Origin of the sequence: Streptomyces sp. NRRL S-646 (genome assembly GCF_000720765.1) — a bacterium.
Taxonomy (GTDB): Bacteria; Actinomycetota; Actinomycetes; order Streptomycetales; family Streptomycetaceae; genus Streptomyces.
Window position 1 is genome coordinate 241,642 of record NZ_JODC01000015.1, and the last position, 13,836, is coordinate 255,477.

The window sequence follows — 13,836 nt, forward strand, 5'->3', positions numbered from 1 at the left end:
CAAACCGGATATCTCATACGGGATCTGCCATGAACTGCCATCCTTTGTGGCTGACTTCCGCCGTAGCCGTTGACGCGCCGCCGCGTTGAACTCTGCGGACCGGGAGCCGCCCGACTCCCGACCCGCTTCGTTCAAGGAGGGGTTCCGTGGTGGAGGCCGGGATGGAGACCAGCCGGAGAGTCGTTCCTCGTACGCCGCCCGCGACCGTGGCGCACGCCCCGGCCCCGGGGCGCGGCGAGCCGCCCCTCCCCGACGGCGCGTGCGACCTCGTCACCGTGCCCACCCGGCAGGGACTGGAGGCCGTCGACATCCTGCGGCGCGGCGCGGGCGACGCGGTCGGCCCCGTCCTGCACGACGACGACTGCAACACCCTGGGCTTCGTGGTGCCGCCCGGTACGGCCGCCGCCTGGGACGTCCCGGGCAGCACCTGTACGGAGACCAACGGCCGCGGTCTGAGACTGAACCCCGAGCCCCCCGTGGAGGGCTCGGACTGGCTGCTCCCGCCCGGCGAGGCCGACCTCGCGACCGACCCGGCGGTGCTGCGCGCCGCCCTGGGCGAGGCGGCACGGATCATCGAGGCTGCGGACAACTGCCGCTGACCTGGTCGCTCGTACCACCCTGCGCAGGCGTGGCCGCTCAGGGCTGCCGATAATGGCGCAATGGGAAAGTCCAGGAACCCCCGGCGCGGAAGCGGCGGCGCCGACGCCGTCGTCGAGGCCGTCGACGGCGGGCTCGCCGAGCTCATGCCCGACCGGGACCGGGCGCGGGCCTGGACGCTGCTGATCGACGGGGCGCCGCAGTCGCACGTCGATCTCGACGACCCCTCCTACCTCTCCTTCGAGTACCAGCGCCGGCTCGGGCACGTCATCGACCTCGTCGCACCGGCCGGGAAGCCCGTGCACGTCGTGCACCTCGGCGGCGGAGCCCTCACCCTCGCCCGCTACGTCGCCGCCACCCGCCCCCGCTCCACCCAGCAGGCCGTCGAGCGGGACGCCGCGCTCGTCCAACTGGTCCGCCGTGAGCTGCCGTTGGACCCGAACGCCCGGATCAGGGTGCGTTCCGTCGACGCCCGCGAAGGGCTCTCCAAGGTGCTCGACGGCTGGGCCGACCTCGTCATCGCCGATGTGTTCAGCGGGGCCCGCACGCCCGCCCACCTCACCTCGACCGAGTTCCTCGACGACGTCCGCCGGGTCCTGAAGCCGAGCGGTTGCTACGCCGCCAACGTCGCCGACGGGCCGCCGCTCGCCCACCTACGCGGCCAGATCGCCACCGCAGCCGCCCGTTTCCCCGAACTCGCGCTGGTCGCCGACCCGGCCGTGCTGCGCGGCAAGCGCTTCGGCAACGCCGTCCTCGTCGCCTCCGACGCCCCGCTGCCGGTCGCGGAACTGACCCGCCGGGCCGCCTCCGACCCGCACCCCGGCCGAGTCGAACACGGCCGCGCGCTCCTGGACTTCACCGGCGGGGCGACCCCGGTGACGGACACGGCGGCGGTCGCGTCACCGGCGCCACCGCCCTCGGTGTTCCGTTGATCAGCAGGGGCGACTAGTAGTTCCCGATCTCCACATGCGGGGGCCCGTCGTGCCAGGTGCAGATCACCGAGACCTTGTTCGTGCCCGAGGTGAACTCCACCCGGATCCAGGTCTCCGTCTTCCACGTCTGCATCGACCAGCCGGTGTCCGGGGTCGCCATGACGAGCGTCGCCGCGGTCCTGCCGAGGTCGAAGACCACCCGCCCGCCGTCGGTGTCGTAGCTCTTGACCTGGCCGGATGCGGTCGGCGTCGGGGTAGGGCTCGGTGTCGACGTCGTCGACGGCGTGGGCTTCTGGGGGCGCGTGCGCGACGCGCTCTTGGACGGTGACGGCGACGGCCGTTTCGTCGACGACGCGAGCGGCTTCGACTCCTGTGTGGTCGCGTCCGCCGCAGTGATCGGCAGGGCGCGCGGCGGGTCGTACGCCGTGCCCGCCATCACCGTGTGGACGCCCCACCACGACAGCGTGACCGCCGCGCCCGTGGCGAGCGACCAAGCCAGTACGTGTACGAGTCCTCTGCGCATCGCGGGCCATACTGCCTCACGTGTCCCACGGGTGTCCCGTCCGTTGTCCACAACCGAAGAGTTGTCCACAGGCTCCGATGCGCCTCTTGCGCATGGCGTACGGTGCCGCGCATGGCAAGTGTGCTCGTGGTCGAGGACGACCAGTTCGTACGCTCGGCGCTGATCCGGCACCTGACCGATGCCGCGCACACCGTGCGCAGTGTCGGGACGGCGCTGGAGGCGCTGCGCGAGGTCGCCCATTTCCGTTTCGACGTGGTGATTCTGGACCTGGGACTGCCCGATCTGGACGGGTCCGAGGCGCTGAAGATGCTGCGCGGCATCACTGACGTGCCCGTGATCATCGCCACCGCGCGGGACGACGAGACGGAGATCGTCCGGCTGCTCAACGCGGGCGCCGACGACTACCTGACCAAGCCCTTCTCCGTCGAGCACCTCTCCGCCCGGATGTCCGCGGTCCTGCGACGGTCCCGGTCCGCCCCCTCGGACGCCACGCCGTCCACCGTCCTGCGGGTCGGCGGCCTCACCGTCGACCCGCTGCGCCGCCAGGCCGAGCTGGACGGCGTCCGCCTCGACCTCACCCGCCGCGAGTTCGACCTGCTCGCCTTCCTGGCCGCCCGGCCGGGCGTCGTCGTCCCCCGCAAGGAACTCCTCGCCGAGGTGTGGCAGCAGTCGTACGGCGACGACCAGACCATCGACGTCCATCTGTCCTGGCTGCGTCGGAAGCTGGGAGAGACGGCGGCGCAGCCGCGCTATCTGCACACCCTGCGCGGGGTCGGAGTCAAGCTCGAACCGCCTGGTGGGGAGCCGCCGCGATGAGATGGGCACTGGTCAAGGTCTGTCTGGCGGTCACCGCCATGGTCGTGGTCGCCTTCGCGGTGCCGCTTGGGCTGGTCATCAAGGAGATGGCCCGCGACCGCGCCTTCTCCAACGCCGAGCGGCAGGCGGCCGCGGTCGCCCCGGCGCTGTCCATCACCACCGAGCGCGACCAGTTGGAGCGGGTCGTCGCCTCCGCGGGCTCGGACTCCGGGATGGCCGTGCACATCCCCGCGGCCGCCGGACAGTCGGCCGTCGACATCGGGCGGCAGCGTGCCGCAGGCGAGGACATCGCGACCGTGCGCAAGCTGGGCCGCGCCTCCACCACCGCGGTCTCCGGCGGCTCCACACTGCTCCAGCCGATCGCGCTGAGCACCGGCGCGATAGCCGTCGTCGAGGTGTACGTCCCGGAGTCCGAGGTCAGCAACGGCGTCGGTACGGCGTGGGCGGTGCTCGCGGGTGTCGGGATCGCCCTGATCGTCGGATCCGTCGCGGTCGCCGACCGGCTGGGCGTACGGATGGTGCAGCCCGCGCAGAAGCTGGTCGAGAGCGCACACGAGCTGGGAGAGGGAAAGCTGGGAGCGCGGGTGCCGGAGGAAGGGCCGGCCGAACTGCGGCTGGCGGCGGTCGCGTTCAACTCCATGGCCGACCAGGTCGTACAACTCCTGGCGAACGAGCGGGAGTTGGCGGCGGACCTGTCCCACCGGCTGCGCACCCCGCTCACCGTTCTCCGCCTCAACGCGGCCTCGCTCGGCGACGGACCGGCCGCCGAGCAGACCCGGGCCGCAGTCGCCCAGCTGGAGCGCGAGGTAGACACCATCATCCGCACCGCCCGGGACGCCAAACCGCAGACCGCGGCCGCCGGTCCGGGCACCGGATGCGACGCGGCCGAGGTGGTCCGCGAGCGGATGGCGTTCTGGTCGGCGCTCGCCGAGGACGAGGGCCGCAAGTGGCGGATGGCCGGCGCCGACCGGCCGGTGCGGATACCCGTGGCCCGGGCGGACCTCGCGGCCGCACTGGACGCCCTGCTCGGCAATGTGTTCCGGCACACCGCCGAGGGCACGGCCTTCGCGGTCGACCTGCACAACGGCGAGGACGCGGTGATCGTGCTGGTCTCCGACGCCGGTCCCGGGATCCTGGATCCCGAGGCCGCCATGGCGCGCGGGCGGGGCTCCGGCAGCGACGGATCCACCGGACTCGGCCTGGACATCGTGCGCCGGCTCGCCGAGTCGACCGGCGGTGACGTACGGATCGGGGCCTCGGTGCTGGGCGGGACCGAGGTGCGGATCTGGATCCAGCTGGACGGGCGGGAGCGGACGCCAGGACGGGGCCACCGCTCCGTACGGCGACGCCGGCAGAAGAAATTGGTCTCTACCTTTAACCGTCCCCGATCCCTTCCTTAAGCGCACCCTAAGATCCTCAACCCCCGTCCGGATCAGGCACTTTGCCCGATTCCGGCTCGCTAGCGTGCTGCCTCACCCACCCCCGGGAACCCCCGTGAATCCCCGCGAACAGCGAAGGCAGGCACGCGCATGAGCACGCACCGGCGCAGGATCAGTGGCAGAAACAAGGCGATCGGCGGAGCTGTCGCCGCGGCTGTGATCGGTGGCGGCGCGCTCCTGCTCACCGGTACCGCACAGGCGGCCGGCGTGGGCGCCGCGTACACGAAGACCAGTGACTGGTCGACGGGTTACACCGCGCAGTACGTCGTCACGAACAACACCGGCCAGACGGAGAAGAGCTGGAAGCTGGAGTTCGACCTGCCGTCCGGCGCCAGGCTGAGCTCGCTATGGAACGCCGAGTCCAGCATGAGCGGACAGCACGTCACCGTGACACCGGCCAAGTGGGACACGGACGGCCTCGCGCCCGGCAAGTCCGTCACCGTCGGCTTCGTCGTCAACGGCACCGGAGACCCGAACAGTTGTCTCGTCGACGGCGCCAAGTGCTCCGCGGACGACGGCCCGACACCCGAACCGAGCGGCCGCCCGACACAGTCCGCGACGCCCACTCCCACCCCCACCGGAACGGCGACCCCCACGGCCACCCCCACCCCGTCCGAGAGCTCCGGCACCGGCACCAAGGCAAGCACCGGCTTCGCCCCCTACGTCGACACCTCCCTCTACCCCGCCTTCGACCTCCTCGCGAGCGCCGACGCGACCGGCGTGAAGAACTACAACCTCGCCTTCGTCACCGACGGCGGCGGCTGCACGCCCAAGTGGGGCGGTGTGACCGACCTCGGCAGTGACGGGGTCGCCTCACAGATCGGCGCGCTCCGCGCCAAGGGCGGCGACGTCCGCGTCTCCTTCGGCGGCGCCTCCGGTTCCGAACTGGCGACGACGTGCTCCTCGGCGGACGCGCTGGCCACGGCGTACGGCAAGGTCGTGGACCAGTTCAAGCTGACCAAGGTCGACTTCGACGTCGAGGGCGGCGCCCTCCCGAACGCCACGGCGAACACGAACCGCGCGAAGGCGATAGCCAAGCTCCAGGCGGCCCACCCCGACCTGGACGTCTCCTTCACCCTCCCGGTCATGCCCGAGGGCCTCACCCAGGACGGCGTGAACCTCCTCTCCAACGCCAAGTCCAACGGCGCGAAGATCAACACCGTCAACATCATGGCCATGGACTACGGAGCCTCCTACAGCGGCGACATGGGCACCTACGCCGAGCAGGCGGCCACCGCCACCCAGGCGCAGGTCAAGAGTGTGCTCGGCCTCTCCGACGCCGCCGCGTGGAAGGCGGTCGCGGTCACCCCGATGATCGGCGTCAACGACGTCTCGTCCGAGATCTTCAAGGTGGACGACGCCACCCAGCTGACGGCCTTCGCCAAGTCCAAGGGCCTCGGCGGTCTCTCCATGTGGTCGGCGACCCGCGACAAGCAGTGCGACGGCGGCACCAAGCCCACGGCCGACGCCACCTGCAGCTCGGTCGTCCAGGACAAGTTCGCCTTCTCGAAGGCGTTCGGGGCCTTCAACTGAGCACAGGCACAACCGACCACCGCGCAACGGGGGGCGATGCGCCCCGGCCGGACATCCCCCCACCCGGCCGGGGCGCGGCTCAGTCGGCCTCCGGCGCAGGCAGCGTCCCCGTCCGCGCCGCCTGCCCGTACCAGAGGGCGCTCGACTTCGGCGTACGAGTGAGGGTGGCGTAGTCGACATACACCGCCCCGAAGCGCTTCTCGTAGCCGTACGCCCACTCGAAGTTGTCCATCAGGGACCACAGGTAGTAGCCGCGCACGTCCGCCCCGTCGGTGATCGCGCGGCGCACCGCCGCGAGATGCTTCTCCAGGTAGGCGATGCGCTCGGGGTCGTGGACGCGGCCGTCGGAGTCGGGTTTGTCGTCGTAGGCCGCGCCGTTCTCGGTGATGTACAGCGGCAGTCCGGGCGCCTCCCTCGTGTACCGCATGATCAGCTCGTGCAGGCCCGTCGGGTCGATCGTCCAGCCCATCTCGGTGCGCTCGCCCGGGGTCTGGTGGAAGGCGACGTCGTCCGCGCCCGGCCAGGGGGAGTGGTTGCTGGCGCCGTGGCCGTCGGCGCGCGGACCGCTCGGGTCCGCCTCGGCCGCCGAGACCAGCGCGGGCGTGTAGTAGTTGAGGCCCAGCGCGTCCAGCGGCTGGTTGATCGCGCCCAGGTCGCCGTCGAGGACGTACGACCAGTCGGTGATCAGCTCGGTCGCCGAGAACAGGGACTCGGGGTACGCCCCGTGCAGGATCGGGCCGTGGAAGACGCCGTTGGCCAGGTCGTCGATCTTCCGCACCGCCGCCAGATCCGCCGGGTCCTGCGGCGAAAGGGGCCTGACCACCGAGGAGTTGAGGCTGAGCGCGACCGAGTTGCGGGCCGGCATCACCGACCGCAGCGCCGAAGTGCCGAGCCCATGCGCCAGGTTCAGGTGGTGCGCGGCCCGCAGCGAGGCCTCCGGGTCCGTCCGGCCCGGCGCGTGCACCCCGGAGCCGTAGCCCAGAAACGCGCTGCACCACGGCTCGTTGAGCGTGATCCACTGCTCCACGCGGTCGCCCAGCGCCTCGCCCACGATCTGCGCGTACTCGGCGAACCTGAGCGCCGTGTCCCGCTCCGGCCAGCCGCCCGCGTCCTCCAGCTCCTGCGGCAGGTCCCAGTGGTAGAGGGTGACGGCCGGCTTGATGCCGCGCTCGAGCAGCTCGTCGACCAGCCGCCGGTAGAAGTCCAGGCCGACCTGCACCGCAGGCCCCCGGCCCGTCGGCTGCACCCGCGACCAGGAGATCGAGAAGCGGTAGGCGGTCAGGCCCAGCTCGGCCATGAGCGCCACGTCTTCGCGGTACCGGTGGTAGTGGTCGACAGCGATGTCACCGTGCTCGCCGCCGGCGGTCCTGCCCGGCGTATGACTGAAGGTGTCCCAGATCGAGGGCGTACGACCGCCCTCCCGCACCGCCCCCTCGATCTGGTACGCGGACGTCGCGGCGCCCCAGAGGAAGGCGGGGGGAAAGGTCACCGGGGTCGCCGGCTGTGCGGACTCAGGCATGGAAGCGCTCCCATAAGTGGTCGTGGAGACCGAAGAGTTGGAGGGGAGTGGGGGAGGAGAGGGGCCGAGGCTGCGCTGACCCGGCCCCGAGGGACGTACGACGGCGCACGGCAGCACCGGATGAAGGCGTCAGCCCTTGATCGCGCCCTGCATGATGCCGCCCACGATCTGCTTGCCGAACAGGAGGAACGCGATCAGCAGCGGCAGCGTGCCCAGCAGGGCGCCCGCCATGATCACCGCCTGGTCGGGGACGTAACCGGTGCCGAGCGCGTTGAGGGCGACCTGCACGGTCGGGTTCTGCTGGTTGAGGGCGATGATCGGCCACAGGAAGTCGTTCCAGGCGAACACGAAGGTCAGCAGGCCGAGGACCGCCATCGCGGGCCGTGCGGCAGGGAAGACCACGTGCCAGACGACTCTCAGGCTGCTCGCCCCGTCCACCCGGGCCGCCTCGATCAGCTCGGTCGGCAGCGCCTGCACCAGGTACTGCCGCATGAAGAACGTGCCGAACGCGCTGACCAGGGTGGGCAGGATGACCGTCTGCAGCTGATTGGACCAGCCCAGGTCCGCCATCCACAGATACAGGGGTACGACGGCCAGTTGCGGCGGGATCATCATCGTGCCGATGGTCAGCAGCAACAGGGTGCTCGAGAACCTGAACCGCAGCTTGGCGAAGGCGAACCCGGCGAGCGTGGAGAACAGGACCGTACCGAGGGTGATGGTCCCGGCGACGATCGTGGAGTTGACCATCGCGGTGCCGAGTCCGGCCTGGTCCCAAGCGGCCTGCAGGTTCTTGAACAGGTTCGCGCCGAACCACAGGGGCGGCGGTGACTGCGCGAGCCGCTCGTTGTTGCGCGACGCCGCGACGGCCGTCCAGACCAGCGGGGCCAGCGAGATCAGTGCGAAGAGCGTCAGGACGAGATAGGTGACCGGACCCGCGTGCATCTGCTTGCCCGCGCCGAGCACCCGGCGGCGTCCGGGGCCACGGCCCCCGCTCTTCCCCTTTGTCTGAGGGAGTGTCAGTTCACCGGTCGTCATGGGACTTCCTCAACCGTCGGGTGATCAGCAGGTTGATCGCGGCGACGATCAGCAGGATCAGGAACATCGTCCAGGCGATCGCGGAGGCCTTGCCGAGGTTGCCGATGCCCCAGCCCTGGTCGTACATGTACAGGCCGAGCGTCTGGTACTGGTGCGCGGAACCGCCCTTCGAGCCGCTGACCCCGCCGAACAGGAGCGGCTCACCGAACAGTTGTGTAGCGCCGATCGTGGAGACGACCACCGTGAACAGGATCGTCGGCCGCAGCATCGGGATCGTCACATGGCGGAACTGCTGCCAGCGGCCCGCGCCGTCGATCGCCGCCGACTCGTACAGGTCGGAGGGGATCGCCTGCATGGCCGCGAGGTAGATCAGCGCGTTGTAGCCCGTCCACCGCCAGATCACGATCGTGGAGACGGCGAACTGCCCGCCCCAGTCGGACTCGCGCCAGTTGATCGGGTCGACCCCCACGAAATGGAGCAACCAGTTGATCATGCCGCCGTCCCACGAGTACAGCAGCGTGAAGACCAGCGTCGCCGCCGCCACCGAGGTGGCGTACGGGGTGAGCATCACGACCCGCCACAGGGTCGAGCCGCGCAGCCGGTAGTTGAGCAGATGCGCGATCCCGATCGCCATCAGCAACTGCGGAACCGTGGAGATCACGCCGATGGTGAAGGTGTTCTCCAGGGCGTTCCAGAAGAACTCCGAGGACAGCAGGTGCTTGTAGTTGTCCAGGCCGGCCCAGGTCTGGTGGTCCAGACCGGACAGCTGCACGTTGTGCAGCGAGTACCAGGCCGTATAGAGGAGCGGGACGAGCCCGAAGGCCCCGAAGATGATGAAGAAGGGGGCGATGAACGCGTACGGGGACGCCTTCATGTCCCAGCGGTACAACCGGCTGCGCCATGAATCGGGGCCCGGCGGTGTACCGCGACCGTGAGCGCCCCGGGCCGCGCCCGGCGGGATGCCGGGCGCGGCCTCGGCGCTCGACGCGGAAAGCGCGAGAGCCTGCTTGGAGCTGGTCACTGGCCGAGCACGTCCTTGACCTCGTTCTTGGCCGCGTCCCAGCCCTGCGTCGGGCTCTTGCCCTTCTGCTCGACCTGGAGGATGCCGACGTCGGTGATCGCCGTGTTGATCGGCTGGTCCTTGACGCCGAAGTACTGGACCGGGATGGTCTTCGCCGAGTCGGCGAAGATCTGCGTGATCGGCGCGTTCGAGAAGTAGGCCGTGGTGTCCGCGGCCGGCTTCAGGGTCGAGTACGCCGACGGGGTCGACGGGAAGCTGGCCTGCTTCGCGAAGACCTTCGCCTGCTGCTCGGGCGCGGTCAGCCACTTCGCCAGGGCGATGGCCTCCTTCTGGTGCTTGCCCGCCGTCGGCACGCCGAGGAAGGAGCCGCCCCAGTTGGACGCGGTCGGGGCCGCCGCCACGTCCCAGTTGCCCTTGCCGGAGGCGCCGGACTTCTGCTCGATGTAGCCGATCATCCACGCCGGGCAGGCCACCGTCGCGAAGGTGCCCTTGGCGTAGCCCTGGTCCCAGGTCGGGTCGAACTGCTTCAGCTTCGCCGACATGTTGCTGGTGGCCACGGACATCGCGACGTTCCAGGCCTTCTTCACGCCGTCGGACTTGTCCCAGATGACGTTGCCGTCCTTGTCGTAGTACCGCTCGGTACCGCCGCCGAGGGCCGCGTTGTAGACGGAGGAGGCCGAGTCCACGAACTTGGTGCCCTTCGGCGCCTTCTTCATGTACTCCTTGCCCACGTCCACGTACTTCGCCCAGTCGCCCTTCCACTGCGTGGCGAGCTTGGTGCGGTCCGTCTCCAGGCCGGCCTTCTTGAAGAGGTCCTTGCGGTAACAGATCGCCATCGGGCCGACGTCCGTGCCGAGGCCGATCAGCTTGCCGTCCTTGGTGGTGGCCTGGGCGTTCTTCCAGTCCAGCCACTGCGACTTGTCGACGTCCTTGCCGAGGTCGACGAACTTGCTGCCCTGCGTCTGCACGGCCTCGGTGACGTTGCCGACCTCGATCGCCTGGATGTCGTCGGTGCCGGAACCCGCCTGCAGCCGGGTGAGGACCTTCGGCCAGTACACGTCGGTACGGGTGGTGACGTTCTCCTTGATGCTGATGTCCGGGTGCAGCTTCATGTACTCGTCGTAGAGACCGGCCTGCTTGTAGCCGAACACACCGAAGGTGCCGATGGTCAGTGTGGTCTTGCCCTTGCCGTTGCCGCCGCCGTCGTTCGACGAGCTGTCGTCCGAGTCCTTGGAGCAGCCGGCCAGCAGCCCCGTGGTCAGCGCGGCGACGGCCGCGAGGGCCATCAGCCTGCGGGACCGTCGGGTACTCGTGCCCATTTGCGTCCTCCTGTTGCCTGACGTGCCGACCCCCCGGCCAACTGCATTGTTGGGCCCGTTCTACACGCTGCGGCTCGGGCGGGGAACGTGCGGGATGTGTATGTGTCAGGTACTGTGGGAGCGCTCCCACAAGTGATGTGTTGAAGGTTCGTCGGTTCGGGCGGGGGTGTCAAGGGAGTCGACGTGGCGAGATGTGTTCGGTTATCGGGCTGTTAACTGGACGAAAGGAATCCGGTACCGGTCGGGTTTTCCAGCCCTCTCGGCTTCTGATGGCGAGGCCGTCAGGCCGGACGGGGGCCCGGGGGCGGAGTCCCGGGGACGGTCGCTGATCCCCCGGGGCTGTTAGATTCCAGGCCAGCTGCAATAACGGCGGAAAGGGCGTAGCCATGTCGCGGAGCCGGAGCGGTGGTAGGCCCACCCTCGAAGAGGTCGCCGCGCGCGCGGGCGTGGGCCGCGGCACGGTCTCCCGCGTGATCAACGGCTCGCCCCGGGTCAGCGACGCGACCCGCGCGGCGGTCGAGGCGGCGGTGGCCGAACTCGGATACGTCCCCAACACGGCCGCGCGCGCCCTCGCGGCGAACCGTACGGACGCGATCGCCCTGGTCGTTCCCGAGCCGGAGACGCGTTTCTTCTCGGAGCCGTACTTCTCGGACATTCTGAAGGGCGTCGGGGCTGAGCTGTCCGACACGGAGATGCAACTCCTGCTGATCTTCGCGGGCGGCGACCGCGAGCGCCGCCGCCTCGCGCAGTACCTCGCCGCCCACCGCGTGGACGGCGTCCTGCTGGTCTCGGTGCACGCGGACGACCCGCTCCCCGACCTGCTCGCGCAGCTGGAGATCCCCGCCGTGATCAGCGGCCCGCGGTCGGCCGCCGAGACCCTGACCTCGGTGGACTCGGACAACTACGGCGGCGGTCGCTCGGCGGTGGAGCACCTGCTCTCCCGGGGCCGCCGCAAGATAGCCCACATCACCGGCCGCCTGGACGTCTACGGCGCCCAGCGCCGCGTCGACGGCTACCGCGACGCCCTGAGCGACGCGGGCCAGGAGGTCGACGAACTCCTCATCGAGACCGGCGACTTCACCGAGGAGGGGGGCCGCCGGGCGATGACGAAGCTGCTCGGCCGCTGCCCCGACCTGGACGCGGTCTTCGCGGGCTCCGACGTGATGGCGGCGGGCGCCCGCCAGGTCCTGCGCGAGGAGGGCTGCCGCATCCCCGACGACGTGGCGCTGGTCGGCTACGACGACTCGGCCATCGCCCGCCACATGGACCCGCCCCTCACCAGCGTCCGCCAGCCCATCGAGGAGATGGGCCGCCGCATGATCGACCTCCTCCTCGGCGAGATCGCCGACCGCCGCCCGGCCGTCTCCCGCGACCTGGAACGCCGCCAGGTGGTCCTGGCGACGGAACTGGTGCCGCGTACGTCTTCCTGACCGAGTTTCGGCCATACGACGTCACAGCCTCGTTCCGGCAGGTCGAACGCCGCGGTGGGGCGGCGAGTCGTGAGAGCGGCGCATGTGTGTGCGGTGTGGGGGATCGCGTACGGGGGCCTGGTTCCGTGTCGCTGCGGCCCGGGGCGCCGCCATGTCGGTGTCCACGCGCTCGGAATCAACGGCCTTTGACCGTCCGGGAACGCATGCTGGTTCCCATGACTCTCCATCCCCTGCTGGACGCCCACGACGTTCCCGCCGTCGAGCCGTACCTCCGTTCGGTGGGCGAGGTGTTCCGTGCCTTTCGGGAGCAGGACTCGGGCTGTGTGTCGTACGGGGTTCTGCTCCCGGACGGCCGGCGCTGGTTCGTCAAGGAGGCGGTGACGGACCGGGCCCGGCGGTCCCTGGACCGGGCCTGGGCCTTCCACCGGGCGTTACGCCACCCGGTGATCGTCCCCCAGCTCCACCGCATCGCCGTACGGGACAGCAGTCGTACGGCGACGGTGATGCCCTGGTGCAAGGGCGAACCTCTCCACGGCGCCACCGCCCGCTCCCGCTTCCGCGCCCTCCCGGTCCCCCGCGTCCTGCACGCCCTGGACCGCATCCTCGACGCCCACCTGGCCGTGGAGGCGGCGGGCCACGTCGCGGTCGACCTCTACGACGGCTCCTTCCTCCACGACTTCGACGCCGATGACCTCCACCTCATCGACCTCGACGAATACCGCCCGGGCCCCTTCGTCCTGACGGAGGCCCGCCTCCCGGGTTCCCGCCGCTTCATGGCCCCGGAGGAGTGGAGGCGGGGTTCGGTGATCGACACCCGTACGACCGTCCATGTCCTTGCCCGCGCGGCCCGTCTCCTCCTGGACGCCGGTGACGACGAGCGCGCCTGGCGGGGTACGGCGGCGCAGCTGGCGGTGGTGGAGCGGGGGACGCGGCCGGATCCGGGCGAACGGTTCGCGGGCGTACGGGAGTTGGCGGCGGCGTGGCGGGCGGCGACGTCAGCGGGGTAGCGAGAGCCGCCACCGCTGCTCGCCGTCCTGCACCTCGCCCGTCGGGACGAGCCCGGCCGCCCGGGCCACGGCTGCGGAGGCGAGGTGCCCGGGATGGATGTGCGCGAGGACCGTACGCACGGACTGCTGCCGCAGCCGGCCGACGAGCCCGCGCGCCGCCTCCGAGGCGAAGCCGCGCCCCTGCCAGGGCGTGCCGACGACCCAGGCGATCTCCGCGACCGTCCCGACGACCGTCGCCTGGACGGTCCCGACCAGCCGGGACTCCTCCCTCTCCCGCAGCACCCAGTTGCACCACGAGACGGCGGGATCGGGGGAGCCGGCGACGAGGCGTTCGTAGCGGACGCGCAGGGCCGCGGGGGAGTACGGGCTGCCGCCGATGAAGGTGTGCAGTGCCGGGTCGGAGAGGACGTCGGCCATCTCGTCGGCGTGCGAGACGCGGAGGGGGAGCAGGTCGAGGCGCGGGGTGCTGATGGTGTCGGCGTGCACGACGGCCTCTCGGTGAACGAATCAGCCGGGAAACGAATCAGCCGGTGACCCTGTTCCCAGGGTCACCGGCTGATTACTCAGGGTGAGTGACGGGACTCGAACCCGCGACATCCTGGACCACAACCAGGTGCTCTACCAGCTGAGCTACACCCACCACGACCGGCGGTCTACTTCGTGGT

At 70.5% G+C, this 13,836-nt stretch carries 13 protein-coding genes and 1 tRNA gene; 7 read left to right on the forward strand and 7 right to left on the reverse strand.

Features of this window, described 5'->3' with window-relative positions; genetic code table 11:
* The first annotated feature begins 146 nt into the window (after window positions 1-146).
* Complete coding sequence (locus IH68_RS0136265) at window positions 147-599, forward strand: hypothetical protein (RefSeq protein ID WP_234341711.1); 453 nt, start codon at window positions 147-149, stop codon at window positions 597-599.
* 60 nt (window positions 600-659) lie between these two features.
* Window positions 660-1,529: a spermidine synthase gene (locus IH68_RS0136270; RefSeq protein ID WP_030943923.1), complete on the forward strand. Its 870-nt coding sequence runs from the start codon at window positions 660-662 to the stop codon at window positions 1,527-1,529.
* A gap of 13 nt (window positions 1,530-1,542) precedes the next feature.
* On the opposite strand, the gene IH68_RS0136275 is transcribed toward IH68_RS0136270, so the two are convergent.
* A complete protein-coding gene (locus tag IH68_RS0136275) occupies window positions 1,543-2,052 on the reverse strand; it encodes a hypothetical protein (RefSeq protein ID WP_030943927.1) in 510 nt (169 codons plus the stop codon).
* Window positions 2,053-2,163: 111 nt separating this feature from the next.
* Between IH68_RS0136275 and IH68_RS0136280 the strand changes: the two genes are divergently transcribed.
* From IH68_RS0136280 to IH68_RS0136290, 3 genes are all read left to right on the forward strand, one after another.
* Window positions 2,164-2,868 (forward strand): response regulator transcription factor, encoded by a 705-nt coding sequence (locus IH68_RS0136280; RefSeq protein ID WP_030943930.1) that lies wholly within the window; start codon window positions 2,164-2,166, stop codon window positions 2,866-2,868.
* Entirely contained in the window at window positions 2,865-4,268 is a 1,404-nt protein-coding gene (locus tag IH68_RS0136285; protein ID WP_030943932.1) for a sensor histidine kinase, read from the forward strand. The genes IH68_RS0136280 and IH68_RS0136285 overlap by 4 nt, the downstream gene beginning before the upstream one ends.
* 129 nt (window positions 4,269-4,397) lie before the next feature.
* Window positions 4,398-5,840, forward strand: a complete 1,443-nt coding sequence (locus tag IH68_RS0136290; RefSeq protein WP_030943935.1) for a cellulose binding domain-containing protein — start codon at window positions 4,398-4,400, stop codon at window positions 5,838-5,840.
* Between the two features lie 79 nt (window positions 5,841-5,919).
* On the opposite strand, the gene IH68_RS0136295 is transcribed toward IH68_RS0136290, so the two are convergent.
* The 4 genes from IH68_RS0136295 to IH68_RS0136310 all read right to left on the reverse strand — a co-directional run bounded on the left by IH68_RS0136295 (window position 5,920) and on the right by IH68_RS0136310 (window position 10,734).
* Window positions 5,920-7,359: a GH1 family beta-glucosidase gene (locus IH68_RS0136295; RefSeq protein WP_030943938.1), complete on the reverse strand. Its 1,440-nt coding sequence runs from the start codon at window positions 7,357-7,359 to the stop codon at window positions 5,920-5,922.
* A gap of 129 nt (window positions 7,360-7,488) precedes the next feature.
* Window positions 7,489-8,394, reverse strand: a complete 906-nt coding sequence (locus IH68_RS0136300; protein ID WP_030943940.1) for a carbohydrate ABC transporter permease — start codon at window positions 8,392-8,394, stop codon at window positions 7,489-7,491.
* A complete protein-coding gene (locus tag IH68_RS0136305; RefSeq protein WP_030943942.1) occupies window positions 8,381-9,415 on the reverse strand; it encodes a carbohydrate ABC transporter permease in 1,035 nt (344 codons plus the stop codon). The genes IH68_RS0136300 and IH68_RS0136305 overlap by 14 nt, the downstream gene beginning before the upstream one ends.
* Complete coding sequence (locus IH68_RS0136310) at window positions 9,412-10,734, reverse strand: ABC transporter substrate-binding protein (RefSeq protein ID WP_030943943.1); 1,323 nt, start codon at window positions 10,732-10,734, stop codon at window positions 9,412-9,414. Before IH68_RS0136310 ends, IH68_RS0136305 begins: the two co-directional genes overlap by 4 nt.
* A 386-nt stretch (window positions 10,735-11,120) precedes the next feature.
* Here IH68_RS0136310 and IH68_RS0136315 point away from each other — a divergent pair, with 386 nt between their 5' ends.
* A complete protein-coding gene (locus tag IH68_RS0136315; RefSeq protein WP_030943944.1) occupies window positions 11,121-12,164 on the forward strand; it encodes a LacI family DNA-binding transcriptional regulator in 1,044 nt (347 codons plus the stop codon).
* A gap of 215 nt (window positions 12,165-12,379) precedes the next feature.
* On the forward strand, window positions 12,380-13,171 hold the full coding sequence (locus IH68_RS0136320; protein ID WP_030943945.1) for a serine/threonine protein kinase: 792 nt from the start codon (window positions 12,380-12,382) through the stop codon (window positions 13,169-13,171).
* On the opposite strand, the gene IH68_RS0136325 is transcribed toward IH68_RS0136320, so the two are convergent.
* Together IH68_RS0136325 and IH68_RS0136330 are read right to left on the reverse strand one after the other, a co-directional pair.
* Window positions 13,160-13,657, reverse strand: a complete 498-nt coding sequence (locus tag IH68_RS0136325; protein ID WP_030943946.1) for a GNAT family N-acetyltransferase — start codon at window positions 13,655-13,657, stop codon at window positions 13,160-13,162. The two genes, IH68_RS0136320 and IH68_RS0136325, sit on opposite strands and share 12 nt — an antisense overlap.
* 81 nt (window positions 13,658-13,738) lie before the next feature.
* Window positions 13,739-13,811, reverse strand: a tRNA-His gene (locus IH68_RS0136330).
* Between the last annotated feature and the right edge of the window lie 25 nt (window positions 13,812-13,836).

Bases quoted from the DNA above. Each gene is read 5' to 3' on its own strand.
- IH68_RS0136280 (WP_030943930.1), top strand. From the start codon at position 2,164: ATGGCAAGTGTGCTCGTGGTCGAGGACGACCAGTTCGTACGCTCGGCG.
- IH68_RS0136320 (WP_030943945.1), top strand. From the start codon at position 12,380: ATGACTCTCCATCCCCTGCTGGACGCCCACGACGTTCCCGCCGTCGAG.
- IH68_RS0136315 (WP_030943944.1), top strand. From the start codon at position 11,121: ATGTCGCGGAGCCGGAGCGGTGGTAGGCCCACCCTCGAAGAGGTCGCC.
- IH68_RS0136270 (WP_030943923.1), top strand. From the start codon at position 660: ATGGGAAAGTCCAGGAACCCCCGGCGCGGAAGCGGCGGCGCCGACGCC.
- IH68_RS0136290 (WP_030943935.1), top strand. From the start codon at position 4,398: ATGAGCACGCACCGGCGCAGGATCAGTGGCAGAAACAAGGCGATCGGC.
- IH68_RS0136310 (WP_030943943.1), bottom strand. From the start codon at position 10,734: ATGGGCACGAGTACCCGACGGTCCCGCAGGCTGATGGCCCTCGCGGCC.
- IH68_RS0136300 (WP_030943940.1), bottom strand. From the start codon at position 8,394: ATGACGACCGGTGAACTGACACTCCCTCAGACAAAGGGGAAGAGCGGG.
- IH68_RS0136285 (WP_030943932.1), top strand. From the start codon at position 2,865: ATGAGATGGGCACTGGTCAAGGTCTGTCTGGCGGTCACCGCCATGGTC.
- IH68_RS0136295 (WP_030943938.1), bottom strand. From the start codon at position 7,359: ATGCCTGAGTCCGCACAGCCGGCGACCCCGGTGACCTTTCCCCCCGCC.
- IH68_RS0136275 (WP_030943927.1), bottom strand. From the start codon at position 2,052: ATGCGCAGAGGACTCGTACACGTACTGGCTTGGTCGCTCGCCACGGGC.